Source organism: Paraburkholderia caffeinilytica (genome assembly GCF_051027425.1).
In the GTDB taxonomy this organism is placed as follows: Bacteria; Pseudomonadota; Gammaproteobacteria; order Burkholderiales; family Burkholderiaceae; genus Paraburkholderia; species Paraburkholderia caffeinilytica_A.
The window spans coordinates 2,220,194-2,246,040 of record NZ_CP186553.1 but is presented as its reverse complement, the minus strand read 5'-3'; the positions used below and the strand labels follow the sequence as shown (position 1 = coordinate 2,246,040).

Annotated in this window: 17 protein-coding genes; 12 read left to right on the top strand and 5 right to left on the bottom strand. The window is 63.3% G+C overall.

Annotated features, from left to right (window positions below; genetic code table 11):
* Positions 1-50 precede the first annotated feature (50 nt).
* On the bottom strand, positions 51-1,175 hold the full coding sequence (locus ACOSV0_RS30430; protein ID WP_434115892.1) for a hypothetical protein: 1,125 nt from the start codon (positions 1,173-1,175) through the stop codon (positions 51-53).
* 490 nt (positions 1,176-1,665) lie between these two features.
* Here ACOSV0_RS30430 and ACOSV0_RS30425 point away from each other — a divergent pair, with 490 nt between their 5' ends.
* The 8 genes from ACOSV0_RS30425 to ACOSV0_RS30390 are packed head-to-tail and all read left to right on the top strand — an operon-like array spanning position 1,666 to position 17,315.
* On the top strand, positions 1,666-2,874 hold the full coding sequence (locus ACOSV0_RS30425) for a capsule biosynthesis protein (RefSeq protein ID WP_434110950.1): 1,209 nt from the start codon (positions 1,666-1,668) through the stop codon (positions 2,872-2,874).
* Positions 2,867-3,652: an SDR family NAD(P)-dependent oxidoreductase gene (locus ACOSV0_RS30420; RefSeq protein WP_434110948.1), complete on the top strand. Its 786-nt coding sequence runs from the start codon at positions 2,867-2,869 to the stop codon at positions 3,650-3,652. The genes ACOSV0_RS30425 and ACOSV0_RS30420 overlap by 8 nt, the downstream gene beginning before the upstream one ends.
* Positions 3,653-5,188 carry an LTA synthase family protein gene (locus ACOSV0_RS30415; protein WP_434110946.1) on the top strand — a complete coding sequence of 512 codons (1,536 nt, stop codon included), beginning with the start codon at positions 3,653-3,655 and terminating at the stop codon, positions 5,186-5,188.
* Positions 5,185-12,831 carry an SDR family NAD(P)-dependent oxidoreductase gene (locus ACOSV0_RS30410; RefSeq protein ID WP_434110944.1) on the top strand — a complete coding sequence of 2,549 codons (7,647 nt, stop codon included), beginning with the start codon at positions 5,185-5,187 and terminating at the stop codon, positions 12,829-12,831. The genes ACOSV0_RS30415 and ACOSV0_RS30410 overlap by 4 nt, the downstream gene beginning before the upstream one ends.
* The gene (locus ACOSV0_RS30405) at positions 12,831-13,745 is read left to right on the top strand and encodes a UDP-3-O-acyl N-acetylglycosamine deacetylase (RefSeq protein ID WP_434110942.1); all 915 of its coding nucleotides are present in this window, start codon (positions 12,831-12,833) and stop codon (positions 13,743-13,745) included. Before ACOSV0_RS30410 ends, ACOSV0_RS30405 begins: the two co-directional genes overlap by 1 nt.
* A 42-nt stretch (positions 13,746-13,787) precedes the next feature.
* Entirely contained in the window at positions 13,788-15,125 is a 1,338-nt protein-coding gene (locus ACOSV0_RS30400; protein WP_434110940.1) for an aminotransferase class I/II-fold pyridoxal phosphate-dependent enzyme, read from the top strand.
* A gap of 15 nt (positions 15,126-15,140) precedes the next feature.
* Positions 15,141-15,824, top strand: a complete 684-nt coding sequence (locus tag ACOSV0_RS30395) for an N-acetyltransferase (protein WP_434110938.1) — start codon at positions 15,141-15,143, stop codon at positions 15,822-15,824.
* A gap of 60 nt (positions 15,825-15,884) precedes the next feature.
* On the top strand, positions 15,885-17,315 hold the full coding sequence (locus ACOSV0_RS30390) for a mannose-1-phosphate guanylyltransferase/mannose-6-phosphate isomerase (RefSeq protein ID WP_434110937.1): 1,431 nt from the start codon (positions 15,885-15,887) through the stop codon (positions 17,313-17,315).
* 80 nt (positions 17,316-17,395) lie between these two features.
* Here ACOSV0_RS30390 and ACOSV0_RS30385 read toward each other — a convergent pair whose 3' ends face one another.
* The 4 genes from ACOSV0_RS30385 to ACOSV0_RS30370 all read right to left on the bottom strand — a co-directional run bounded on the left by ACOSV0_RS30385 (position 17,396) and on the right by ACOSV0_RS30370 (position 22,236).
* Positions 17,396-17,644 carry a hypothetical protein gene (locus tag ACOSV0_RS30385; protein ID WP_434110936.1) on the bottom strand — a complete coding sequence of 83 codons (249 nt, stop codon included), beginning with the start codon at positions 17,642-17,644 and terminating at the stop codon, positions 17,396-17,398.
* A gap of 352 nt (positions 17,645-17,996) precedes the next feature.
* On the bottom strand, positions 17,997-18,689 hold the full coding sequence (locus tag ACOSV0_RS30380; protein WP_434110935.1) for an HAD family hydrolase: 693 nt from the start codon (positions 18,687-18,689) through the stop codon (positions 17,997-17,999).
* 97 nt (positions 18,690-18,786) lie between these two features.
* Complete coding sequence (locus tag ACOSV0_RS30375; RefSeq protein WP_434110934.1) at positions 18,787-20,238, bottom strand: cytochrome-c peroxidase; 1,452 nt, start codon at positions 20,236-20,238, stop codon at positions 18,787-18,789.
* A gap of 201 nt (positions 20,239-20,439) precedes the next feature.
* Positions 20,440-22,236, bottom strand: coding sequence for an alkaline phosphatase family protein (locus ACOSV0_RS30370; RefSeq protein WP_434110933.1), 1,797 nt, complete (start codon positions 22,234-22,236; stop codon positions 20,440-20,442).
* A gap of 388 nt (positions 22,237-22,624) precedes the next feature.
* Here ACOSV0_RS30370 and ACOSV0_RS30365 point away from each other — a divergent pair, with 388 nt between their 5' ends.
* The 4 genes from ACOSV0_RS30365 (at position 22,625) to ACOSV0_RS30350 (ending at position 25,846) form a co-directional block, all read left to right on the top strand.
* Entirely contained in the window at positions 22,625-23,185 is a 561-nt protein-coding gene (locus ACOSV0_RS30365; protein WP_434110932.1) for an RNA polymerase sigma factor, read from the top strand.
* Entirely contained in the window at positions 23,182-23,601 is a 420-nt protein-coding gene (locus tag ACOSV0_RS30360) for a hypothetical protein (RefSeq protein ID WP_434110930.1), read from the top strand. Before ACOSV0_RS30365 ends, ACOSV0_RS30360 begins: the two co-directional genes overlap by 4 nt.
* On the top strand, positions 23,598-24,182 hold the full coding sequence (locus ACOSV0_RS30355) for a periplasmic heavy metal sensor (RefSeq protein WP_434110929.1): 585 nt from the start codon (positions 23,598-23,600) through the stop codon (positions 24,180-24,182). The genes ACOSV0_RS30360 and ACOSV0_RS30355 overlap by 4 nt, the downstream gene beginning before the upstream one ends.
* A 74-nt stretch (positions 24,183-24,256) precedes the next feature.
* A complete protein-coding gene (locus ACOSV0_RS30350) occupies positions 24,257-25,846 on the top strand; it encodes a DUF1800 domain-containing protein (RefSeq protein WP_434110927.1) in 1,590 nt (529 codons plus the stop codon).
* Position 25,847 lies beyond the last annotated feature (1 nt).

Genomic DNA, 25,847 nt, shown 5'->3' with positions numbered 1-25,847 from the left:
ATTTGCAGCGATCTCAGGAAGGGTGTGTCGTGATGCACGTTTTCCAGTCCTTAGTCGTGGTGCTCACGTACGCCCGCGAGCAGCAGACTCAACACGCCCCAAACGATCATCCCCAGCGCGAACACTTCAAAAATCGACTTCAATCGCTTCGGCTCAATCGCCACGTCCGGCGTATTCGGCTGAACCAGCCTTTCCAGATACAGTTGTTTGCGCTGCGCTTCAGCCCGCGCGCTTTCTAGCGCAGCCATGGCCGAGGCCAATTGCTTGTCCGCAAACTGCGAGTCCAGTTGCAGACGTGCGTATATGGCCGCCTTATTCGACAACGAATTTTTCCCGCCAGTCACCCCGCCATTCGCACCCTCGATCTGCTTTTCAAGCGTCTCAATGCTGGTCTTGAGTACAGGAATCTGCGGGTTCTGCGGAGCGATCGATTGCAACTGGATCAGTTGCGTTTGAGCGGCGAACAGTTGCGTTTGCAGCGCAGTGACCTGCTGCAATTGAAGCGCGGACTGCCGGTCAGGATCGAAAACCGTGTACGAGTTACGATAGGTCGCCAGCGCTGCGGCTGCATCTTTGGCTTTGCCCGCGGCGATATCGACCTGGGCCTGTGCGAACTGAACCGTGTCGGCCGCAGCTCTCGAATTCATGCGGTTGACCAGCCGCTCGCTCATCTCGAGCAGCTTTTCGTTGATTTTTTCAGCGTCGTCGGCGGTATAGCCGCGGACCTGAAGCGTTGTAATCGCCGAGGTGGAGTCCAGATCGACAGTAACGATATGTTTGCCGTAATACTTCCACAACGCTTCGAAGCTGCCATCGAGGTGTCGTGAAAAATGACTCAGCAAGTCACCGTGATTACCATAGGCATCGGCAATATAGTCACTCTGATTTAACTCTTTCAGCGCGTCGCGAGACTGAATGTAGTCGATCACGGGATACGTATCGTCTTGCGCCCGTGAGAAGCCCGTACCTTGCAGCAGCGCACCCACCACGCTGGTCTGACTCTGCCTTTGCGCACTCCGCACCACAAAGCGCGACTCCGAAACATAAATATCGGATGCAATCAGCCCGAAGTACAGCACGGCGATTGTTGTCGGCACAACCACAGTCAACGCAAAGAGCCGGTTGACCCCCTTGATGCGCTCAACCAGGCCTTTCTTCTTCCCCGTGGGCGGCAGTGCCGCGTTGTTACTAGATGCAGTTTCCAACGTCTTATCCAACTTTGAATAGTTCTTTCAATTCCGCTGGCGCCCATCAGGCGAATCCAGAGGAAGAGGGAAAGCACCCACAAAAGTGTGCGGCCACGATAGGCGCAAACGTTTTGCGTGAGCCAATACAAATCCTTACGCAACGTTTTTCCCCGGGTTTACAAATGCAAGCTGAGCGTTGCAATCCTTACGGGGAAAATAACGGCGCATACCCAGCCAATAGACCAGGGCGGCCGATTATAGCCACCCGATAATCCCGGCGCCATCGACCTTCGTGTCATTCCAACAAATTTCTTAATTTTTCCTAGTGTTTCTTATTTTTCATCGCGTAATGTTGTATTCTTCGATCCTTGCTTAAGACCAGCAGCAACTATTCAAACGATTCCAAGGTCTTCGGGGGAAGAGCGCATGGGTTCGGCGTTCTATCGGTAGAGCCCGGGCCGCTTTTCGACGTTCCAACATGCACCGTTCCTTTCTCGCCCTGCAAGGCACGGCTTCCCCGTTCTTTAGCCGACTTGCCACTGCACTGCGCGAGCGTGGTCACGCGGTACGCCGAGTTAATTTCTGTGGTGGCGATCTGGCATACGCCGGTAATGGCGATGCGTGGAATTTCCGTGGTCAAGCGAGCGATTTAACAGATTGGTATGTCAATCGAGTGAAAGCAAGCAGCTTTACCGACGTCATAATGTTCGGCGACTGCCGCGAAATTCATCGTTATATGCATCCTGTTGCGCAAGCTAATGGGATGCGCGTTCACGTCTTCGAAGAAGGCTATGTTCGCCCGCACTGGCTGACACTGGAAAAACACGGTGTAAACGGCCGTTCGCAATTACCCCGTGACCCCGCGTGGTATCGGGATCAACGCCGTGTCACGCCGCCGAGCCCGGCAGGGCAGCCCACTGGCTACAACCTCTACGAACGCGCCTTCCACGACATTCGCTATCGCGGCGCCAACACATTATTCGCCACGCGTTTCCCGCATTACCGCAGCCATCGTCCGAGAAACGGTTTTTTCGAATACTCGGGGCTTGCCGTGCGCGCATTGCGTCAACGCCAGCATCATCGCGATTCCGATAATGTCACGCGCGATCTGCTCGAAGCCGGCCACGCGTATTACATCTTCCCGCTGCAACTGAACTCGGACGCGCAGATCGTCGTCCATTCGCCGTTCGACGGCGTGCGCGAAGCAATCACGAAAGTAGTCAGGTCGTTTGCGCTGCACGCCCCGGCCGATAGCTGGCTCGTGATCAAAAACCATCCCCTCGACACCGGCCTGATCGACTACCGCCGTCATGCCGAGCAGCTTGCACGCGAGCTCGGTATCGCGGATCGCCTGCGTTTCATCGACGCCGGTCATCTGCCGACGCTTCTCGATCACGCACGCGGCGCCGTGGTGGTGAATAGCACGGTCGGCTTGTCGGCGCTGCATCACCGCCGTCCGTTGATCGCGCTCGGCACGGCGATCTACAGCATGCCGGGTCTGACCTGGCAAGGCTCGCTTGACGATTTCTGGCTGCATGGCGAGCAGCCGGACATGCATCTGTATCAAGCCTTCCTGGACTACGTCGTCCACCACACGCAGATCAACGGCGACTTCTACACCCGCTCCGGCATTGCCATGGCAACCGCCGGCGCCGTGCGTCGTCTCGAGGCGGCAGCACATGCCTAGCGCCGCCCCGCGCCATATCGTGATCACCGGCGCCAGTGCGGGGCTCGGCCGTGCGCTGGCGTTGGCGTACGCGGCGCCAGGTGTAGTGCTCGGTCTCATTGGCCGTGACGGGAAAAGACTCGAAGAATCGGCCGGCGCCTGCCGCGCAAAAGGCGCGACGGTGGAAACGGGGCTGATCGACGTCCGCGAAGCGCCGGCCATGCAATCCTGGCTGCACCAATTCGACGACACTCACCCCATCGACCTCCTGATCGCCAACGCCGGCGCGGCCAGCACGCTCGCGTCCGCCCAGGACTGGGAAGAGCTGGCGCGCACCGCCGCGATCGTCGACACCAATTTCTACGGCGCGATGCACGCGGTCCTGCCGGTTATCGCCCGCATGCGCCCGCGCCGCAGCGGCCAGATCGCGCTGATCAGCTCGCTCGCCGCCTTGCGCGGCATGGCCATTTCGCCGGCCTACTGCGCCAGCAAGGCGGCCATCAAAGCCTACGGCGATTCCGTCCGCCCGATCCTGTCGCGCGACGGCATCCGCATGTCGATCGTCTTACCCGGCTTCGTGAAGACGGCCATGAGCGACGTTTTCCCCGGCGACAAGCCGTTCCTCTGGTCGGCCGACAAAGCCGCAGAGCACATCCAGCGCAAACTGAACGCAGGCCGCGCCGAAATCGCGTTCCCCGGTTTGCTTGCGTTCGGCATGCGTCTTCTGCCGTTGCTGCCGGTGGTCATGGCCGATGCAATTCTGGGCGGGCTGTCCTATTTGCCCCGCGAGGAGCGCTGATTGGAAACGACGCTCGCGCTCAGCTTCACGGTCGCCGCTGGCCTCGCGCTTCTGCCGGAAGCGATCGCGGTGCCGCGCGCGTCGTTGCGCCGTTCGCCGGTTGCCTTTGCTTTGCACGTCGCTGCAATCGTGTTCGTTTGTCTGTGCCTGTTGCTGGTCACCGGGCGCATCAGATTTTCCGCATTTGTCGCCATCGCGCTGGTCGCGCTGCTTGCCGGCGTGAGTAATGCCAAATATGCGTCGCTGCGCGAGCCGTTTGTCTTCACGGATCTGAGCCTGTTCAGCCAGCTGTTCGCGCATCCCCGTTTGTACTTGCCGTTTCTCAGCTTAGGCACGGTCGTGGCGATCGTCGTCGGTATCGCGGTGGTGATCGGCGGTTTCGTTGTGGACACACCGATGGCCGGCAGGCCAATCGGGGCTATCGCCGTCGCTGCCGCCGCTTGTCTCGCCGCCGGCTATCTGCTCGCCGCACGTCTGCCGCTCACACTGAATCCATCCGACGATCAGAAGCGTCATGGCTTTTTCGCGGTTTTCGTCGCCTATCTGTTGAACGGCATGAAGCCGGCCACGCCGCGCCAGTTGCGCGACGCACTCGCCGCTGGTCCGTTTGCCTCAGGCACGCCACGTTCGACGCCCGACGTGATCCTGATCCAGAGCGAATCGTTCTTTGACGCCCGTCGCCTCACCGAATCGATCGCCCCGGCCATCCTGCATCACTTCGACACCGCGCGCCGCGAGTCCGTCCAGCACGGCGAACTGACCGTCCCGGCGTGGGGCGCCAATACCATGCGCACGGAGTTCGCGGTCCTGACCGGCGTCGAAGGCGCGCAACTCGGTTATGCGCGCTTCTATCCGTATGCGTTCGTGCGCCGGGCCTGTGCATCGCTCGCCTCGTGGTTCAAACACGGCGGCTATCAGACCCGGGCGATTCACCCGTACTACGCGGATTTCTTCGGCCGTGAGCGCGCCTTCAGGCATCTTCAGATCGACCGCTTTCTGGACATCGAATCGTTCGCCGATGCCCCACGCGCCGGCCCCTACGTCGCCGATATGGCGGTGGCCGAGTCGATCATCCGGGCGCTGGACGAACCGCGCGACAAGCCCGCCTTCATCTTCGCGATGACGATGGAAAACCACGGTCCGCTGCACCTCGAACCGGTGCAGGCAGGCGAGGGCGCCGCGTTTCACACGCTGGGCGACGACGCGCGCTGGCGCGATCTGACCGCGTATCTGCGCCACCTTGCCAACGCCGACGCGATGCTCGGCCGGCTGCTCGCCGCACTGCGCGCACGCCGGCGCGACACGGTGCTGTGTTTTTACGGCGATCACGTGCCGGCACTGCCGCGCGTATTCGGCGAACTCGGCTGTGAGCCGGCTCGCAGCGATTACTTTATCTGGCGCAATTACGGCGACGCGCCCGCCACGAATGAAGCTTTGCGTGCCGAGCAACTCGGCCTCGCCCTGATTCGAGCACTCGAACCAGGTTTGCCGAGCGGTGAACCGGCGCGCACGTTGCACCCAACAACAGAACGATGACTAAACCGATTGCTATTGTGGGGATGGCCTGCCGCTTCCCCGGCCATGTCCAGGGCCCCGACGATTTCTGGGCGCTGCTGCGCGACGAAAAAGATGCGGTCACGCAGGTACCGGCCGACCGTTTCGGCACGGAGTTCTATCAGCACCCGTCCAAGCGCGAAGCGGGCAAGAGCTACACATTCTCAGCCGGCGTGCTCGACGACGTGGCCGGTTTCGACGCCGCCTTTTTCGGCATTTCGCCGCGCGAAGCGCAACAGATGGACCCGCAGCAGCGCCTGTTGCTCGAACTCGCATGGGAAACCTTCGAAGACGCGGGCGTGCGTCCGCGCGACATGGAAGGCAGCAATTGCGCGGTCTATATCGGCGTCGCGAGCCCGGACTACGGCAATCGTTTCGTCGACGACCTGAACGCGGTGGATCCGTATTCGGCTACCGGAAATACGCTCAGCATCGCGTCCAACCGTCTGTCCTATCTGTTCGATCTGCGCGGACCGAGCGTATCGGTCGATACGGCGTGTTCGTCGTCGCTGGTCGCCTTGCATCAGGCGTGTCAGGCGTTGCATTCGGGCGACGCCGAAATGGCGCTCGCAGGCGGCGTAAATCTGCTTCTGCATCCGTTCGGTTTCGTGACGTTCTCGAAAGCGTCGATGCTGTCGCCCCGCGGGCGTTGCCGCGCGTTCGACGCGACCGGCGACGGTTACGTGCGTTCGGAAGGCGGCGCGCTGGTGATGCTCAAGACACTCGAGCGCGCGCTGGCGGATGGCGACACGATTCACGCCGTGATCGCCGGTTCGGGCGTCAACTCGGACGGCTACTCGCAAGGCGGGATCAGCGTGCCGGGCGCGGCGACGCAAGCGGCATTGCTGCGCACGGTCTACGAACGCGCAGGTGTCGATCCACGCTCGCTCGCCTATGTCGAGGCACACGGTACGGGCACGGCGGTCGGCGATCCGATCGAAGCGCGCGCCTTGATGGAAGTCGCATCGGCCGGGCGTCCGGTCGATCAGCCGTTGCTGATCGGTTCCGTGAAAACCAACGTCGGCCACCTCGAAACGGCTTCGGGTATGGCGGGGCTGATGAAGGCGATTCTCTGCCTGAAGCACCGCGCTGTGCCGAAAACCTTGCACTTCGAAACGCCGAATCCGGCGATCGATTTCGTCGGCGGCCGCCTGCGTGTCGTGGACCGGCTGACTTCGCTCGATGGCGGCACGGAGCCGCTGGTGATCGGCGTCAATTCGTTCGGTTTTGGCGGCACCAATGCGCACGTCGTGTTGCGGGAAGCGCCGCTAGTCGTCACTACCGCGCGAAGCGGAAAAGACCCCCGGGCACTGTCGCCGCTGATTCTCTCGACGCGCACCGCAGCCGCGCTGCCCGCGCTGGCCGCCCGCTATCTGTCGATGCTCGACGACGGCACGCCGTGGAACACCCTGGCATCGAACGCGGCGCATCGCCGCCAATGGCTCAAGCATCGCGCGATCATCGCGCCGGCGACACGAGCCGAGGCGCGCACCGCACTGGCCTCACTCGCCGACCCGGCGCGGGATCGCACGGAGCCGGCCTTCGTGCAGGGCGAAGCGCCGGGCGACGATACCCGTCTCGCCCTGGTGTTCTCCGGCAACGGCTCGCAGTGGGCCGGCATGGGCAAGCAATTGCTCGAACAGGAACCGGTGTTCCGTGCCGCGCTCGACGAACTCGACGCGCTGTGGCGCGCCGACGGCAGCGCCTCGCTGGTCGAGGTGCTGCGCGAAGGCGTCACTGCCGTCACGCTGCAAGCCACCGAACATGCGCAGCCGCTGCTGTTCGCGATCCAGGTGGGTGTGGTGCGCGTCATTGAAGCACGCGGCGTCGGCTATGACGTGTGCCTCGGCCACAGCGTCGGCGAAGTTGCCGCGGCGTGGGCGTCGGGTGCGCTGACGCTGGCGCAGGCTGTCGATGTAATCAAGATTCGCAGCCGCGCTCAGGCAAGCACGCGCGGCACGGGCCGCATGGCCGCCGCCGGACTCGGCGAAGCCGCCATGCGCGCGCTGATGGCGCAACTCGGCGTGGATACCGAGGTGGAAGTGGCCGGTGTCAACAGCCCGCAGGCGGTCACGCTGGCCGGCCCGCTCGGCGCGTTGCAGGTGCTGGAAGCGGCAGTGAAGGAAAGCGGCCGTTTCTTCCAGATGCTGGAACTGGACTACGCGTTCCACAGCCGTCAGATGGACCCGATCGAGCCCAGCGTGCTGCAGGGCCTCGCGGATCTCGCGCCGAATGCCGCCACGCGCAGCTTCGTTTCGACCGTCACAGGCGCTGAACTCGCGGGCACCGAACTCGATGCGCACTACTGGTGGCGCAATATCCGCGAACCGGTGCGTTTCGGCGACGCCGTTGCGCAGATCGCCCGGACGGGCGTGCGCCTGTTCCTCGAAGTCGGCCCGCATTCGATTCTGCGCAGCTATGTGACGCAAACGCTCGACGAGGCCCGCATCAGCGGCCGCTCGCTGGCGACGCTCAAGCGCAATCACGACAGCGCGCAGATGCTTCACCACGCGATCTACGCGATGCTCGCAAACGGTGCGCGCGTCGACGCCGAACGTTTTGCGCCAATGAGCACGCGCGTGGCGCTGCCGTCCTATCCGTGGCAGCACGAACACTATTGGCTCGGCCCGACCGCCGAGGCGTACAACCTGGTCAATCGCCGCCGCGAACATCCGTTGTTGGGCTACCGTCTTGGCGAGCACGCGCTCGCCTGGGAAAATCAGCTCGATCCGGCCGGCTTGCCCATGCTGGCCGATCACGTGGTGGATGGCGGCGTGGCGTTCCCGGGCGCAGGCTACGTCGAAATGGCGCTGGCGGCCGCGCGCGTGCATTTCGGCACACCGGACTGCGCGGTCGAGAACCTCGAAATCCGTCTGCCGGTCGTATTCCAGCCGCAGCATTCCAAGCTGTTCCGCTTCACCGTCGACGTGCGCACCGCGAGCTTCACGATCGAAACACGCGACCGCATGTCCGACGAAGCGTGGTCGCTCAACGTCACCGGCCGTTTGCTGGCGAGCGGTTGCGCGCTGGGCGCGGAAGACGGCGCGAGCACGCTGCCGGCCACCACGCTCGCCGAATTGTTCGCGCGGCCGGCCATGTCCGGCGCAACGCTGTATGCCAACACCACCGCGATCGGCCTGAGCTACGGCCCGGCATTCCAATGGGTGCGCGCGGTGCACGTCGATGCGGACGCCGACATTGCGCTTGCCGAAGTGGAAGTCCCCGCCGTACTCGCGCAAACCGAAGCCGCACTGAGCGCCTATGCGCTTCATCCGGCCTTGATGGACAGCGGTTTCCATCCGCTGTTCGCCTTGCTCGCGTCGGCGGATCAGGCGGAGATCGAACACGCAGCCTATGTGCCGGTGCAGATCGGACGTGTCGACTATCTGCGCGGCGACGCGATTCGCTACGTGGTCGCCCGCATCGAACGGCGCAGTCCGCATTCGGTGGTGGCATCGTTCGAATTCGCCGACGAACATGGCGCGATCGTCGCGCGGCTCGGCGCGTGCCGTTTCCGCCGCGTCGATCTGATGGGGCGTCGCCAGCATGCGCCGGCACGTTACGCGTATATCGCCGAAGCCAGGCCGCTTGCCGCCGACCTCGACGCACACATGTTGCCCGAACCGGCCGCACTACTCGAAGATGGCATCGGGGCATTGGCGACACAGGAAGATCATCTGCGCCGGCAGTCACACCTGACTGAAATGCTGCCGCTGCTCGACGTGCTCGCAAGCGCTTACGCATTGAATGCGCTCGACGCGATGAACGTTTTTGCCCACGCGACGCTGCCGGACTGTGCGCATCCAGCCCTGCTGGCGCGTCTCGTGCAAATCGTCGTGGAAGACGGGCTGGTGCAGCGCGACGGCACGCGTCTCGTGCGAGAGGCAGCGGCCTGCGAGATGCTGCCGGGCATCGACGAACTGTGGCGCGACCTGCTTGCGCAATCGCCCGCGCACGTGGCCGAACTGACGCTGCTCGCGCATTGTGGCGCGGCGCTGCCTGCCGTGTTGCGCGGCGAAGTGAGCGGCGCGCAGATCCTGCCGCCGTCGCGCAGCAGCCTGGTCGAACATTTCTTTGAAGCTTCGCCGACGTGGGCGCATGTCAATGCGTTGACCGGCGCCTGTCTGCATCGCGCGATCGAAGGGTGGAGCGAACCGCGCCGCCTGCGCGTGCTCGAACTCGATTCGCCCTTGAGCGACGTGCTTCAACCGCTCGCGATTCACGTGCCGGTATCGCGTTGCGACTACACGATTGCAGGCACGCATGAGCAGTTGAGCGGCTTCGACGCGAGCGAGCATCCGTCCATCCGTATCGCGAACATCGAGTTCGGCGATGCGCCGCGTCTGTCTGGAATCGACGCCGGCGAGCGTTACGACATCGTCGTGGCAAGCCACGTGCTGGCCGCACAGACCGAACCGCGCGCGCTGCTCGCGGCGCTGCGCGGCTGGCTTGCGCCGGGCGCGCTGGTGGTGATCGCGGAGCCGCGCAATAGCCGCTTCGCCGATATCGTGTTCGATCTCGACGCGGACGCCGCGCACGCCAACGCGCGCCGCGCGGCATGGCTGTCGCCGGTGGCGTTGACGAAACACCTCGAAGAAGCCGGCTTCGAACAGATCGCACGGCATACGGAACAGGGCCTGGATCTCGAAGGCGCACCGACGCTGATCGTCGCGCGCGAGCCGCGTATGGGCGTGTCGGCCGGCAACGTGAGCGAAGCGCAGACGCCGTCAGCGCATTGGTCCTTGCTGGTCGCAACGGAAACCGCGGTCGATGCGACTTTGGCCGCTGCCTTGCAGGCCGCCGGCCATACGACGTCGAGCAGCACGCTTACGGCATTGCGTCATGACATGAGCAAGCTGCAAGCGCCGGCAGGGCGTCCACATCACGTCGTATTCATCGCGCCGGATCACGCGCTCTCCGCCGATGCGGACGGCGCGGAAGTCATGCGCGTGCAGCAGCAAACCACGCTCGCGTTGGCGCAACTGGTGCGGGACCTCGCCGCTGTTGCCGGCGTGATGCAGCCGCAATTGTGGATCGTGACGCGCGGCGGTGCGCCGGTCGCCACCCCATTCGCCGATGCCGCGACGCTGCGCCCTGAGCAAGCGGCGATGTGGGGGCTTGGCCGTGTGCTGGCCAATGAACATCCGGAATTGGCGTGCCGTTTGATCGACCTGTCTCCGGCGTGCCGCGATGCAGGCGCCGAGTTGGCGCGTGAACTGCTTTCGTCCGACGGTGAAGAAGAAGTGCTGCTCACGTCGCACGGCCGCTACGTGCCGCGCATGTTGCCGGCGGCGAGTGCCGCATTGCGCAGCGGATCCGCCGCGGTACGTCCGCAAAACGAAGCCGCGGTGCTCGGTTTCGCCTCGCCAGGTTCGTTGCGCAATCTCGAGTGGTTCGCGCTCGCGCAACACGAACTCGCCGCCGATGAAGTCGAAATCGAGCCGGTCGCGACCGGGCTCAATTTCCGCGACGTGATGTACGCGATGGGTTTGCTGTCCGACGAGGCTGTCGAAAACGGTTTTGCCGGCGCGACGATCGGCATGGAACTGTCGGGGCGCGTCGTGCGCGTTGGCCGTAACGTGCGGCGTTTCGCGCCGGGCGACGCGGTACTCGGTTTCGCGCCGGCGTCCTTCTCGAGCCATGTACGTACGAAGGCCGAGGCCATCGCGCGCAAGCCCGAGCGTCTCACGTTCGAAGAAGCGGCCACGGTGCCGACCACGTTCTTCACGGCGTACTACGCGCTGTGCGAGTTGGCGCGGCTGCGCCGCGGCGAACGCGTGCTGGTGCATGGCGCGGCGGGCGGCGTGGGGATCGCGGCGATCCAGCTCGCGCGCCACCTGGGCGCGGAAGTTTTCGCGACCGCCGGCAGCCGCGAGAAGCGTGAATTCGTGCGCCTGCTCGGCGCCGACCACGTGTTCGATTCGCGAAGCCTTGCATTTGCGGATGAAATCCGCGAGCGCACGCAAGGTGCGGGCGTCGATATCGTGCTCAATTCGCTGGCCGGTGAGGCGATGGTGCGCAGCATTGACACGCTGCGTCCGTTCGGCCGCTTCCTCGAACTCGGCAAGCGCGACTTCTACGAGAACAGCCGTATTGGCCTGCGGCCGTTCCGCAACAACATCAGCTATTTCGGCATCGATGCCGACCAGTTGATGAGCGCCTTGCCGGACCTGACCGCGCGTCTGTTCGAAGAGGTCATGCAACTGTTTGCGGATGGCGTGCTGCATCCGTTGCCGTATCGCGCGTTCCCGGCCGAACGCGTCGAGGAAGCATTCCGGCACATGCAGCAGGCGCGTCAGATCGGCAAGATTCTCGTGACCTATCCGGCCGGCACGCCGAGTCCGTCGCGTGCAACGGATGGCGCGGAAGCGCTGCAACTCGATCCGAAAGCGGCGTATCTGATCGTCGGCGGCACGGGTGGACTCGGCTTCGCCACCGCGCGCTGGATGAGATCGTGCGGCGCACGCCATCTCACGCTCGCGAGCCGTTCGGGCACGCTCGCACCGGAACTCGCCGCGGAAGCCGCGCGTTGGCGCGAAGAAAATGGCACACAGGTACACACGGCAGCCTGCGACGTCACCGACGCAACCGCGCTCGACACGCTGCTCGCCGACATCGCCACGCGCGGCGCGCCGCTCAAGGGCGTGCTGCATTCGGCGATGGTGATCGACGACGGCCTCGTGCGCAATCTCGACGACGCGCGTTTCGCCGCAGTGCTCGCGCCGAAGCTGGCGGGTGCCTGGAACCTGCATCGCGCCACGCGTGGCACGAAACTCGACTTCTTCGTGGTCTATTCATCGGCGACGACTTTCCTCGGCAATCCGGGACAGTCGAGCTATGTGGCGGCCAATACCTTCCTCGAAGCGCTGGTTGCGCAACGCCGCGCGGCCGGTTTGCCGGGTACCTACATGGCGTGGGGCCCGTTGGACGACGTCGGCTTCCTCGCACGTAACGCGGAGACCCGCGAAGCGCTGCAGGCACGCATCGGCGGCCTGTCGATCACGTCGGCCGAAGCGCTCGCGGCGCTGGAACGCGCGATCGTCGAGATGAACGTGGGTGAAGCCGTGGTGCGGCTCGACTGGCAAGCGCTTTCGCTAGGCATGCCGGCCGCGCGCGCCCGTCGCTACACGGACATGCATGCGCGCGGCAGTCACGAGCCGGCACGTCAGGGCGGCGCGCAGATGCGTGACCAGATTCTCGGACTGCCCTTCGCGGATGCGTTGCAACTGGTCGCGGAAACCTTGCAGGCCCAGATCGCGCGCATTCTGCACATGTCGCCGGAAAAAATCGAAACCGGCCGCTCGATTCTCGACATGGGCATGGATTCGCTGATGGGCATGGAACTCGGCATGGCTGTCGAAGAGAGCTTCCAGGTCAAGCTGTCGATCATGACGATGGCCGAAGGCGCAACGGTGCATTCGCTGGCGCAGCGGATCGTCGAATCGATCCAGACGCAGAACGAGACGGCGGAACCGAACGGCGCCGCGGCTCAGGTGGCGACGTTCGTCGCGCAACATGCGATCGATGTCGACACGCATGCGCTGGCCGACGTTGCCGATGCGTTGTCGGGGCAACCCGGCACGGCAACGCCGCTCCCGGCACAAGCCGCGACGGAGCTCGTCTGATGAACGTGCCCGCAGGTTGGAGCCGCAGCGAAGGAACGCTCGCGCGACCGCTGGCGTTAAGCGGTCACGGCCTGCATACCGGGCGGCGCGTGAACGTGCGAATTCTCCCCGGCGACACCGATAGTCCGCGCGGCATCGTGTTCCGGCGGATGCAGGGCGCCGGCGTGCTGGCCGAGTTCGCGGTGAGCCCGGCGTTGCGGCGCGGCCAGCCGCTTTGCACGATGCTCGAAAGCACCGATGGCATCCGTGTGCGTACCGTCGAGCATCTGCTGGCGTCGCTGCTGACCTGCGAAATCGATCGCGCGACCGTCGAACTGGATGCCGAAGAAGTACCGATTCTGGACGGCAGCGCACAGCCGTGGATCGACGCGATCCGAGTCTGCGGACGCACCGAATTGCCACATGCCAAGCGCTTTATTCGTGTGCTGCGTGTGCTGAAAATTGCCGACGGCGAGGGCACACGTGACGAACGCAGTATCTCGATCGAGCCGTCGGCCGCCTATGAAATGGCCGTGCGCAACGATCTGAAAGGCTTCGGCGCATTGCGCTGGGACGGCGCGGTCACGCCGACGAGTTTTGCCGAAGAAATCGCACCGTCGCGTTCATATGGACGGGTCAAATGGGCGATCCCCGCGATTCTCGCTGGCTACGTGCGCGGCATGCCGATTCTGCGGGGCGCGCGCCTGTCGTGCACCGCTGCGATCGTCGGCAATCGTGTGCTGGGCGGCATGCGTGTGCCCGATGAATTTGTGCGACACCGCGTGCTGGATCTGGTCGGCGACATGGCGATGGCCGGCGCGCCCTTGCTCGGCCGCGTCACCGCATTGCGGCCAAGCCATGAAATGAATTACCGGCTGGTTGCCCAACTGCTCGCCACGCGCGACGCGTGGGAATGGGCTGAATTTCCGGCTTGATATCGACATCAGGCCAGCACCTCACAGGGTTATCTGAACAGCATGGGATTGGGTGATCACATCCGCCAGCAACTCGCCGCGAAGGCGTTGATGCGGCAACTGGAACGCGTCTCCGAAGAGGCGCAGACGCCGGGCGCGCCGTTGCCCAGCGGCGGCACGCGCGCAGCGCAGGACGCCTCGCGCGCCGCGCTGTGCAGCTTCGAGACCATGCCGGGTTATCAGCAGGTCGAAATCATGCGGCAGATGGGCGAGAAGCTGCAGGTCCAGTCGCCGTTTTTCCGCGTGCACGAAGGTATTGCGGGCGCGACCACGCAGATCGGCGGCGCGGAGTATCTGAACTACGCGAATTACAACTATCTCGGTCTTGCCGGCGATCCACTCGTTTCCGCGCGCGCGAAAGCGGCGATCGATCTCTACGGCACGTCGGCATCGGCAAGCCGGATGGTGGCGGGCGAACGGCCCGTGCAGCGCGAACTCGAAGCGGCACTCGCCGAGGTGTACGAGGTGGACGATTGCGTCGTGTTCGTGAGCGGCCATGCCACCAACGTGACGGTGATCGGTTCGCTGTTCGGTCCCGGCGATCTGATCGTGCACGACTCGCTCGCGCACAACAGCATCGTGCAAGGCGCGCAATTGAGCGGCGCGAAACGGCTGGGTTTTCCGCACAACGACTGGCAGGCGCTCGACGCGTTGCTCACGCGCGTGCGGCACGATTACCGGCGTGTGCTGATCGTGATCGAAGGCCTGTACAGCATGGACGGGGATATTCCCGATCTGGCGCAGTTCGTCGACATCAAGCGCCGGCATGCCGCGTTTCTGATGGTCGATGAAGCGCACTCGCTCGGTGTGCTCGGTGAACGGGGCAAGGGCGTTCGCGAGCATTGCGGCGTGGCGAGCGGCGATGTCGATATCTGGATGGGCACGCTCAGCAAAACATTGGCGGGATGCGGCGGGTTTATTGCCGGCTCGCAGGCGCTGATCGATATCCTGCGACACCTCGCGCCGGGCTTTCTGTATAGCGTAGGCCTTGCTCCGGCATTGGCGGCAGCGTCGCTGGCCGCGCTGGAAAGGCTGATTGCCGAACCGGAGCGAGTGGCGCTGCTGCGCGCGCGTGGCAAACAGTTTCTCGACGAAGCGCGGGCCGCCGGTCTCGACACCGGCAAAAGCGCGGGCTATGCGGTCGTGCCGATCATTACCGGCAGCACCCTGAAGGCGGCGCAATGGGCCAACGCGATGTTCACGGAAGGCATCAACGTACAGCCGATTTTCTATCCCGCTGTGGAAGAAAAGGCGGCACGTTTGCGGTTTTTTATCTGTTCGACGCATGAGCCGGAACAGATCAGTCGAACCATTGCGGCGCTCAAGCGCCTGCCTCGTTAGAGAGGAATACCCGTCATGTACGCCGTTCAATCAGAGCGCGCTCGCGCGTTGCAGCAAGGCCGGGAATCGGGTGAGTTGCAACTGCGTCCCGCGCGAGCGGAAGACGCCGAAGCGTGCGCGCCGTTGATCTTCGCTTCGGGTGTGCGTGAGTTCGGGTTCTTTCTTGGCGAATCTGACACGCGGTGTATCGAGTTTCTGGAATTCGCCTTCACGTCGAAACACGGCCGTTTCTCCTATCGGCGGCACCACGTCGCCGTGACGGGCAACGGCAAGGTGGTGGCGGTGCTGGCCATGCATGACGGCCGGAACATCTGGTTTGACGATCCGCATGTCGCGCTGATGCTGCTGATGTTTTTCGGCGTGCGCCGCACGGTTGCCATGCTGTTGCGCGGGTTGGTGCTGGAGAGTGAATTGCCTGCACCCAAGTCGTCGCAGACACTGATCGCACATTGCGCGACCGCTGAACAGATGCGGAGTACCGGTGTGTTCAGCACGCTATTTACCAGCGTGCTGCGCGCGGGGCTGATGCATGACGAACCGGATCGGCAGGTCGTACTGGACGTACTTGTCAGCAACCGGCGCGCATACGAGTTGTATCAACGCCTCGGCTTTGTCGAACTGCCACGCCGCGCGCCAGTTTCGCGCCGTTTACCGCATGAACTGGAATCGGTGCGAATGCAGCTTATGCGCCGGACTTGAATGAGAGCAGAGGGAATCGGCTCGCGCAAATTCAAACAATACCTAGAGAGGAAAAAGACCATGCATATTCATCCAGTAATTCTTTGCGGTGGGAGCGGTACCCGGCTGTGGCCGATGTCGCGCGGCGGATATCCGAAGCAATATCTCAAGCTGACGGGCGAAAACACTCTGGTTCAGCAAACCGCGCTGCGCCTGAACGGTATCGCCGACATTGCATCGCCGATCGTCGTGACGAACAATGAACAGCGCTTTCTGGTTGCCGAGCAGTTGCGCCAGGTCGATGTCGTGTCGTCGGCGATCGTGCTCGAGCCCGCCAGCCGCAACACGGCGCCGGCTATCGCGGTCGCGGCCTTGCTCGCATTGCGCGAAAGCCCGGACTCGTTGCTGCTCGTTCTGCCGTCCGATCACGTGATCACCGGCGAAGCGGCTTTCGTCAAAGCGGCCGAAGCAGCGGCCCAGATCGCCAAAGACGGCTACCTGGTGACGTTCGGTATCACGCCGACCGAACCGCATACCGGTTACGGCTACATTCGTTCGGGTACGAGTCTTGTGGAAGGCGAACCGACCTTCGCGGTCGATTCGTTCGTCGAGAAGCCGGATGCGGCGACCGCGCAGCGTTTCCTTGACGATGGCAGCTACTACTGGAATAGCGGCATGTTCATGCTGAAGGCGTCCACCTACATGGAAGAGCTGCGCCGCTACGAACCTGAAATCGCGAAGCAGGCGGAGCTTTCGCTGGAGGGGGCGCAGCGCGACAACGATTTCGTGCGCCTTGAAGCAGAAACGTTCTCGGCCTCTCCCAACATCTCGGTCGATCATGCCGTGATGGAGAAAACGAAGCGCGCCGCCGTGGTCGCGGTTGCGGATCTCGGCTGGAACGACATCGGGTCGTGGACTGCGCTGGCTGACATTGCGGAGCGCGATGCGCAGGGCAATGCGCTGCTCGGCGACGTGCTGACCGATGCCGTGACCAATTCGTACATCCGCGCCGAGCACCGGCTGGTTGCCGCGATCGGGCTGGATAACGTGGTTATCGTCGAGACGGCTGATGCGGTGCTCGTGGCGCATCGTGACCAGGCGCAAGACGTCAAAAAGATCGTTGCGCAGTTGAATGCGATGGGACGTCACGAGTCGGTCACGCACCGCCGCGTGGTGCGGCCGTGGGGCTCGTATGAAGGCATCGACAGCGGCGACCGGTTCCAGGTCAAGCGCATCGTCGTCAGCCCCGGCGCGCAACTGAGCTTGCAGATGCATCATCATCGCGCGGAGCATTGGATTGTCGTGAAGGGTACCGCGCTCGTTACCAATGGCGATAACGAGATCATCCTGACGGAAAATCAATCGACGTATATTCCGCTTGGCGTGACGCATCGGTTGCTGAATCCGGGCAAGATTCCGCTCGAGTTGATTGAAGTGCAGTCGGGTGCCTATCTTGGCGAGGACGATATCGTGCGCTTTGAAGATACGTATGGGCGTGTGGCGAAGGCTTAAGCGTAATCGCTGACTACACGTAGTGCACACGGCAACGAGATCGTTGCCGTGTGCCGATCGGCTTTTGCTCAGACGGTGCCTTAAAGCGGCACCACCACCGGCTCAGGGTGCGAAGGCGACTTCCCGTATGGGAAATGGACCGGCTCACAGCCCCAATGAATCGGCGGACACTCCCAGCCGCGCCGAATGACAATGGGCGGCATCAATTCGCCGGGGCAAGCCGGCGGTGCTTCCCGGGTGAGGCAGGCGGTGCCGCCGTGGACGGCTTGCGAAGCCGCGCGATCGAGTTCGTCGACGCGAGGCAGATCTTTGAGGACGAGTGCTTTCATGGTGGATCTCCGGCAAAGTTGGATTGACAGTGAGCTTGGGTATCGCCGCGCTCACTGGGTCCCGTTGCACACACCATGCCATCCGCCGCAAAGCGGCATGCCGCCCCTATGCGCTGATCTGGCGGCCGCAAGGTGGTTGAGATCGACCGACTTGCCGGCGCCAGAATGTCGGTGCGCTGCCAACAGTTACGCTCGTTGCGAGCATTCCCTTGGCCGACTGGAATTCCAGGCACAATAGGCAAACCCGCGCCGCTCGCGCGCGATTCGCCGATTCCGGTTAGCAAAAAGACCAACCGCCTCGCGATGGGATATCGCGTACCGATCGATCCTGCATTCGAATAACGGCGTGCCCTCAGCCCTGCACGCCACGCCATCCGGCGAGCAACGCGGGCAATTCGGCCATGTCCCGGAACACATGAACCGCACCCGCGCCGTGCAATGCGGTGGCGCTGCTGTGGCTCAGTTCTTTCGGGCAATAGCCGAACACGGTAGCGCCGGCGGCCACCCCCGCCGTCACGCCCGTGACGGTATCGTCCACGACGGCGCATCGTTGCGGTTCGATGCCGACCCCCGCGGCCGCGGCGAGGTAGACATCGGGATACGGCTTGTTGCGCGGCATTTCGTGGCCGCTGAAGATGCGTCCGTCGAAGCAGTCGAGGATCCCGGCCTTCACCAGTTGTAACTCGACTTTGATGCGATCGGCACCCGACGCGACCGCAATACGCCCGTTAAGCGTCGCGTAAAGCGCGCGCACGGCTGACGCCGCGCCGTCAATCGCCACCAGCTCGCGATCGAGCGCCTCGTTACGGCGCGCGCGAAACTGCATGAGCCAATCCGCCGTAATCGCGAAGCCGGTGCGTGCTTCGATGAGCGCGGCTTCATCCCTGACGGCCTTGCCGACAAAAATGAGCATGGCTTCTTCAACGGTCAATTGCCAGCCCAGCTCACCGAGCATTTCGGTCAGCACGCGATTGGTGATGGGTTCGGAGTCGACGAGCACGCCGTCGCAGTCGAAAAGTACGGCGTCGAAAGGGAAATCGGACATCAGGCAGGGTACGGATAGAGGTCGCGGAACCGGCAAGGATACCTCACCGGCTCGCGCGACGCTGCGCAAAGGCTATGCACCCACCCCCTGCGGGCGCTCAGGACCCTGAAACCTTATACCCGTCACTCAGCGTTTTCATAAACGCAATGATGTCCTGGATATCCTGATCCGTCATGGCCGGCTGATCACCGAACTTGCGGTCGAACGGCGCATCGGCGACGTCGACATTGGCATGATACTGAGCCGGTAGATCGTTGTACTTCTGTACCTTGCCGGACGCATCGCGCGGATAGATTTTCTCAGGCGCCGTATTGCGCAGGTTGTAGAAGTCCATGACCTGCTTGAGGTCGTGGTACACGCCGTTGTGGAAGAACACCTTACGCTCGGCAACATTGCGCAAGGTCGGCGTCAGGAACATGCCGCAGTACTGCGTTTCCTTCTTCATGTCGTCGCGGAACGGGCCGCACACGCCCATATCGAAGAACTTCGGATCCTTGTTGGCCGGAATGGCCGGATTACGCGGCACGCCAAGCGCCTCGTATTGCGTATCGGTAAAGACCGGCGGCAAGCCATCCTTGCTAGGCTGACTCAAATGGCAACCCGCGCAGTTGGCCTTGTCCTTGTCGTTGAACAACTGCAAACCGTGCAACTCGGCATGCGTCAAACGCGCTTTACCTTCGAGCCAGTAATCGTACTTGCTGGTAAAGGCATGAAACGACTGATCCTCGGTCTGATACCGTCCCACCGCGAACATGGCCTCCGAGATCAACAGGCTCGGATTGTTGAGAATGCCCGGCCCGAAGATCTGTTTGAACTGGTCGACATACTTCGTTTGCAGCAGCTTGTGCGCGACATCGGCTTCCGTCGCATTGGCCATCTCCACCGGATTCGTCAGCGGACCGATCGCCTGGATTTGCAGCGTATCGGCGCGGCCGTCCCAGAACAGTCCGCCTTGCGGCACCATCGCCGGAGCGGCGGGCGCGGCAAGTGCCGTTTTCTGCGCGCGTTGCACGCCGGCTGCCTGTGAAGCCAGTTGCGTCAAATCGACAGGCACATCGGTATCGCCCTGATCCGGCCCGATGCTGAACGGCGCCTGGCGGTACAGATACGCCAGCGACGGCGGCGGCCGATAGCCGGCCTGATTCATGTGCGGTCCGCCGAGTTGAACCGGAAACGCGTTATCCGGCGCGTACGAATGCTGTGCCGAATGGCACGAGGCACACGACTGCGTGCCCGAGGCCGATAACGTCTGGTCGAAGAAAATCTGTTTGCCGAGCAGCGCAACCGCGCTCAGCGGGGCGTCTTGCGGACGCATCAAATGAACCGGATTAGGATTCGCGCCGGTGATTTCTTCGACGATCGCGCCGACTGCGGGCGGCATCCGTTCCGGGTAGACGAGCGCGTACGCGCAGGCCACTAGGAGTGCGAGCACGATGCCGGCAGCGCTCCACGCGAGCAGCCTGAGCCACGAGCGGCGGGTAATGACGGGACCCGGTTCACCGCCGGCGGGCAGATGCGAGGGCAGGGCAGCGTCTGAAGAATGATTCATGGCGATGGTGACTAGTAATTCGATCAGGTGCGATCAAAAAGCAAATCGAGCCAGCACGTTTGCACTGGCTCGACGCCTGACTACAGCTTGATGTGTGTCCTGTTCTTCCCCGCGCCGCGCTTCGTCACGCCATGCACGAACAGCGTTCGTGCATGGCGTGACGTGAAGCGTACCGAAGGGCAGCCCGCACACGTGCGGGGATCAGCTGGCCGGCGGCGCCGACAGCTTCGTACCCAGGTTTTCATCCAGATACAGCGCCGGGTTGTTGCCCGAGCCCGTGAAGTTGAACATGTTCATGATGCTGCCTGCGTTTGCATCGAATGAGCCATTGCCAAGGCGTTGACCGCCAAGCCAGTTGTCCTCGATGAACTTGACCACGGACGCCTGGGTGATCGGCGTATCGTCGACGAAGTTGACCTTCGCCCACGGCGACACCACGATAAACGGCGTACGCGTACCCGGGCCGCAACGGCCGTTCACTGCGCCGCCATTCACGCCCTGCGGTTGCACCGCGCCCGTTGCCGTACACGCGCCCGTACCGCTCAGGTTGTCGCTGCCGGCGATCGTCGCGCCGCCGGCGGACTGCGCCGTGGTCGAATCGAACGACGAGCTCGTCGGCGCCTTGTAGCGGTGATCGTACCAACCGTCCGAATCGTCATAGGCGATGATCACGGCGGTGTTCTTCCAGTCAGGCTGTTGCTGCAGGAAGTTGATCACCTTCGTGACGAAGGCCTGCTCGTCGATCGGGTCCGAATTGCCCGGGTGGCCGTCGCCGATTGCCGGCGCCTTCAGGAAGTTCACCGACGGATAGTTGCCCGCCTTCACCGCGGCGAAGAAGTCGTCGGTGTCGTACTGGTGGTGAACCGGCGTTGCGGTGTTGTCGAGCGGATCGGTCGCGCCGATCACAGCCGTCGACGTCGGACGTGTGTGCTTCAGGTTGGCCGTCGTCGCGTAGTACTGGAACCATGCGTGATGCTGCACGTAGTCAGCCTTGGTCGCGTTCAGGACTTGCGAGAACGTCGAGCGTGCGCAACCGGTTGTGCCGTTGGTATTGGTCGTCGTCAGGTTGAAGCCGCCCATGAAGCCGCCCCACGTCAGACCCTTCGCGTTGAGCAGGTCGCCGATGTTCTTGTTGTTCGACGACATTGCGCCCGTCACCGTGCTGCCCGCCGCGATCGTGCAGACGTCGCCGGTCGGGTCCAGGTCGCCGATCATCGTGAAGCCGCCGGTCGAATCCGGAATCGCGTTGGCCGAGGTTCCGCCCGTCACCACGACGCCGTTGTTCTGGCCCGAGACCACTTCGATTGCACCCGGCGTCGACGGACCGTACGTGTCCGTGTACGCGTTCTGGTTCAGCGCGAAGTTCTGCGCGTAGTTCCACATTGCCGTGACCGTGTTGCCGTCGAAGTAACCGAGCACCTGGCCCTTCGTGGCGAACGCGCCGGTGCTGCCGGCAATCGTCGAACCTGCCGCCGTGAACAGCGGGAACGAGTCCATCGCGCCGTTGTTATACGCAAGCTGTTCCGCGGCATAGGCGTGGTTCTGGCTCGACGTATTGGCCTGCGAACGATCGAGACGGAACGGCAGCAGATCGGCTGCCGGCAGGCCGAGGCCCGCGATCGTCACGCTGCCGACCGTGCGGCCTGCCGTATTCGGCGAGGTCGCGAGCGCGTTCGGGTTCGCGGTGATCAGGTTGTTGGTGCTGAGGTTGTTGACCGTCGGCGTGCCTGCGGCTGCCGTGAATTGCGGCTCGCCAACCGGATTGCTCGCTTGCGGGTAGGTCGCGAAGTAGTGGTCGAACGAGACGTTCTCGCCGAAGATCACCACCACGTGTTTGATCGGTGTGGCCGTCGTGACGGCGTCCTGCGCCGACACCGTGGCTACCGGTGTCGATGCAGCCGCCGGCGTCGATGCCGTCGAGTTCACGCTATTGTTTCCGCAAGCTGCGAGCGCAAGCATCGCAGCAAATGGGATGGGTAAGAGGGTTCTACGGAACATGTGACTGGCTCCAGATTCGACTTCGCCGTTCAGCGTTTCCAGTAATGCACGTGTGGAGGTTCGCTGGGGATATTGTTAGAAATACAGCTAGTGGTCTTACCGCAAGAAACTGGGCGCATTGAAACATCCGCTGATTAAGATTTGAGGGCGCGAACATTACGCTGCCTATCGGTCACCATTCAGTTGAATAACACTTTCTGTCGTTAGCCTTTCGTTTGCCGGCGATGCGAAGGCCGTTTTGTTGGCTAATTATTTGCATGCGGTAACACGTTTTTCCCATGCCGCTCACAGCGACGGATTTGTCCGGCTGCTGCGTTCAAGAAGAAACGGAGCTGCTCACGGATTCAACTCTTATGAAAGAAAGCAACCTGATGTGGAGCCGCGAGCCTTGAGCGAACGCGATCCCGATGCGGAACTGCTGGCGGGGGTTGCCAGGCAAGACCCGGCTGCCGTCCGCTCGCTCGTCGCGCGCAAGTTGCCGCGTCTGCTCGCGCTCGCCACGCGCATGCTGGGCGATCGCATGGAAGCCGAAGACGTGGCGCAGGAGGTCTTCGTGCGGATCTGGAAACAGGCTTCACGCTGGCGGGAAGGCGAGGCGAAGGTCGATACGTGGGTGCATCGCGTGGCGCTCAATCTTTGCTATGACCGCTTGCGCGGCCGCCGCGAATTCCCTGACGACAATCTGCCCGACGAAATCGACCCCGCCGCATTACCCGACGCCACGCTCGAAGCGCGCGCCCAGAACGAGCGTGTTCGCGAGGCGCTCGCCGCCTTACCGGCACGACAGCGCGAGGCGCTGGTGCTCAATTACTACCAGGAGATGTCGAACATCGACGCCGCCGCCCTGATGGGCATCACGGTCGATGCACTGGAAAGTCTGCTGGCACGTGCGCGCCGCAATCTGCGCGCCCAACTGGCCGGCAGCGGCCTTAGCAAGGACAAGTCATGACGCCTGAAAGATTTCATCAAATCGTCGAAGCCTACGGTGCCGATCCGCGCCGCTGGCCGCAACAGGAACGCGCAGCCGCAAAGACCTGGGCCGCAGTGCATCGTGTCGAGGCCGATGCGGTGCTGGCGGCCGCGGCCGGTATCGACGCGTTGCTGGCGGCCGATAAGGTCGATCCGCCGGGCGCGGCGTTGCAGCAGCGCATTATCGCCAGCGCGCCGGTACGGCAACCGGCCGCGCCGCGCCGGCGCTTGTGGTGGTCGGGCGCGGCGGTGGCCGGTGTGGGATTGCTCGGTGGCGTTGCCGGAGCGCTTGCCATGTCGTTCTTCGTGTTGACGGAGACGGCTCCGCAAGTGCACGAGTCCTCTTATTTAACTTCGAGTTTCGGTGGGTCGTCCGCCGATTGGAGCGGCGAATGAACGGCCGGTCATGGAAAATCGTGCTGGTGGCTTCGCTGGTGCTCAACGTGTTTCTGCTGGGTGCGATTGCCGGCGGTGCTTATCAATGGTTCGCGGCACATGGCGCGATGACGCCCGTGCTGGCGCGGCAGCACACGGAACTGCGCTTTGCCGCCGAAACGCTGTCGGCCGAGCGTCAAAAGGCCTTTATCGACGGTTTGAAGAATGCGCGCCGTGAGGGCAAGGAGTTTGCCCGCGAGGGGCGTGAAGGACGTCACGACGTATTGCGTCTGCTTGCCGCGCCGCAGTTCGATCGCGCGGCGCTGGACGCCGCGCTGGCCCGCACGCGTCAAGCCGATAGCAGCCTGCGTGCGCAAGTGGAGGGCAGTGTGGCGGATTTTGCGGCTACGCTGTCGCCCGAGGAGCGCGTCGAATTCGCCGACAGCCTGAAGCTGCGCGGTCAATGGCGTGAACCGCAACCGGCCGCCAATGCGAAAAAACCGCCGCAACCGGCCGCGTCTTTGCCGACCGCGAGTGAGGCTTCGGGTGGAGCCTCAGGTACAACGTCGGGTACAACTTCAGGTGCCGCTTCGGGGGGATAAAAATTTCTGAGCGGGCGCGACGGATTTCATCGTGGCGCTCGTTTAAAGAAATATCCAACGCCGAAGAGGACGGTATGGCTACCTCACCGAACATGAATGCCGCGGCGATTGCACTGAATCGTTTCGGCCTTGGTGCCCGTGCCGACGACACGCCGCCCGCCGACCCGAAGGGCTGGCTGCTCGCGCAGTTCGAGCAGTATCAGCCGCGGCCCGCCGCATGGGCGAACCAGCCTGATTCTGTGGCGCTGTCCACGGAACTGGTGCAGCAGCGCATGCAGCTGAATCAGCTCAACCGGCAGGATCAGCAGAATCAGCGGAACGCCGGCGAAAGCGCAGGCGCCAATCAGGCGAGTGTGCAGGCCAACGGGCAAATCACCGCACAAGCCAACGCACAAGCCAACGGGCAAGCCACAACAGAAACCACCGCCCAGCTTGCTAAGCAAGCCGAACGAAAAGCACTGCGCGGTGAAGTGCTCGACATGTACCGTTCCTCGGTGAACGCACGGGTCGCAAGCGCACTGACCACGCAGACGCCTTTCATCGAGCGGCTGGTTCATTTCTGGGCGAACCATTTCGCGGTGTCTACGGAAAAGCCCGGCGTGGCGGCACTGGCCGGTTCATTCGAAGCGGAAGCAATCCGCCCGCACGTGCTGGGCCGTTTTGAAGACATGCTGGTCGCGGTGGAGCGGCATCCGGCCATGCAGTTGTTTCTCGATCAGACGCGCTCGGTCGGACCCGACAGCATGGCGGCCATGCGCGCCGCGCAGCGCAATCCGAACGTCAAGCGTGGTCTGAATGAAAATCTGGCGCGCGAAATCATGGAGCTGCATACGCTCGGCGTACGCAGCGGCTATAACCAGGACGACGTCACCGAATTCGCCCGCGCATTGACCGGCTGGAGTCTGGCCGGCAATCCTGCCAATCCTGCGAATCTTGTTAACCCTGGCAATCCGAACAATCCAGGCAATCTGCTTCGGCAGGGTGTGCCGCCGAACGCCGCGCCAGGCACTTTCGTGTTTCGCACCGCACTGCATGAGCCGGGCTCGCGAACCATCATGGGGCGCCGCTATGACCAGCCAGGAGAAGAGCAGGCGCTGGCGATTCTGCACGACCTCGCGAGCGCGCCCGCAACGGCACAGCACATCGGCGGCAAACTCGCCCGTCACTTCGTCGCGGACAATCCGCCGCCGGACGTGAGCGAGCGGCTCGCGAACGCGTTCGCGCGCAGCGGCGGCGATCTGCCGACCGTCTACCGGACCTTGCTCGATATGCCGCAAGCGTGGTCGCCAGTCGCCGTGAAGTTCAAGACGCCGTGGGAATGGACTATTTCTTCGATGCGCGGGCTCGGCTGGCAGGACGTAGACAACCTGCAAACCGCGCCCATTCTGACGCAGCTCGGTCAGCCGGTGTGGCGCCCGGGCTCGCCTGCCGGCTACGACGACATTGCCGCGAGCTGGGCGGCGCCCGATGCGCTCGTGCGCCGGGTCGAAGTGGCGCAGCGCTTCGCCTCGCGCGTCGGCGACCGGCTCGATGCGCGCTCGCTCGGCCAGACCTTGCTGGCCGGCTCGCTCAGTGCGCCGACGGCCACGGCTGTGTCACGTGCCGAAAGCGCGTCCACGGCGATTGCGCTGCTGCTGGTCTCGCCGGATTTTCAACGGAGATAAA

Bases quoted from the DNA above. Each gene is read 5' to 3' on its own strand.
- ACOSV0_RS30425 (WP_434110950.1), top strand. From the start codon at position 1,666: ATGCACCGTTCCTTTCTCGCCCTGCAAGGCACGGCTTCCCCGTTCTTT.
- ACOSV0_RS30420 (WP_434110948.1), top strand. From the start codon at position 2,867: ATGCCTAGCGCCGCCCCGCGCCATATCGTGATCACCGGCGCCAGTGCG.
- ACOSV0_RS30410 (WP_434110944.1), top strand. From the start codon at position 5,185: ATGACTAAACCGATTGCTATTGTGGGGATGGCCTGCCGCTTCCCCGGC.
- ACOSV0_RS30405 (WP_434110942.1), top strand. From the start codon at position 12,831: ATGAACGTGCCCGCAGGTTGGAGCCGCAGCGAAGGAACGCTCGCGCGA.
- ACOSV0_RS30400 (WP_434110940.1), top strand. From the start codon at position 13,788: ATGGGATTGGGTGATCACATCCGCCAGCAACTCGCCGCGAAGGCGTTG.
- ACOSV0_RS30395 (WP_434110938.1), top strand. From the start codon at position 15,141: ATGTACGCCGTTCAATCAGAGCGCGCTCGCGCGTTGCAGCAAGGCCGG.
- ACOSV0_RS30390 (WP_434110937.1), top strand. From the start codon at position 15,885: ATGCATATTCATCCAGTAATTCTTTGCGGTGGGAGCGGTACCCGGCTG.
- ACOSV0_RS30385 (WP_434110936.1), bottom strand. From the start codon at position 17,644: ATGAAAGCACTCGTCCTCAAAGATCTGCCTCGCGTCGACGAACTCGAT.
- ACOSV0_RS30380 (WP_434110935.1), bottom strand. From the start codon at position 18,689: ATGTCCGATTTCCCTTTCGACGCCGTACTTTTCGACTGCGACGGCGTG.
- ACOSV0_RS30375 (WP_434110934.1), bottom strand. From the start codon at position 20,238: ATGAATCATTCTTCAGACGCTGCCCTGCCCTCGCATCTGCCCGCCGGC.
- ACOSV0_RS30370 (WP_434110933.1), bottom strand. From the start codon at position 22,236: ATGTTCCGTAGAACCCTCTTACCCATCCCATTTGCTGCGATGCTTGCG.
- ACOSV0_RS30360 (WP_434110930.1), top strand. From the start codon at position 23,182: ATGACGCCTGAAAGATTTCATCAAATCGTCGAAGCCTACGGTGCCGAT.
- ACOSV0_RS30355 (WP_434110929.1), top strand. From the start codon at position 23,598: ATGAACGGCCGGTCATGGAAAATCGTGCTGGTGGCTTCGCTGGTGCTC.
- ACOSV0_RS30350 (WP_434110927.1), top strand. From the start codon at position 24,257: ATGGCTACCTCACCGAACATGAATGCCGCGGCGATTGCACTGAATCGT.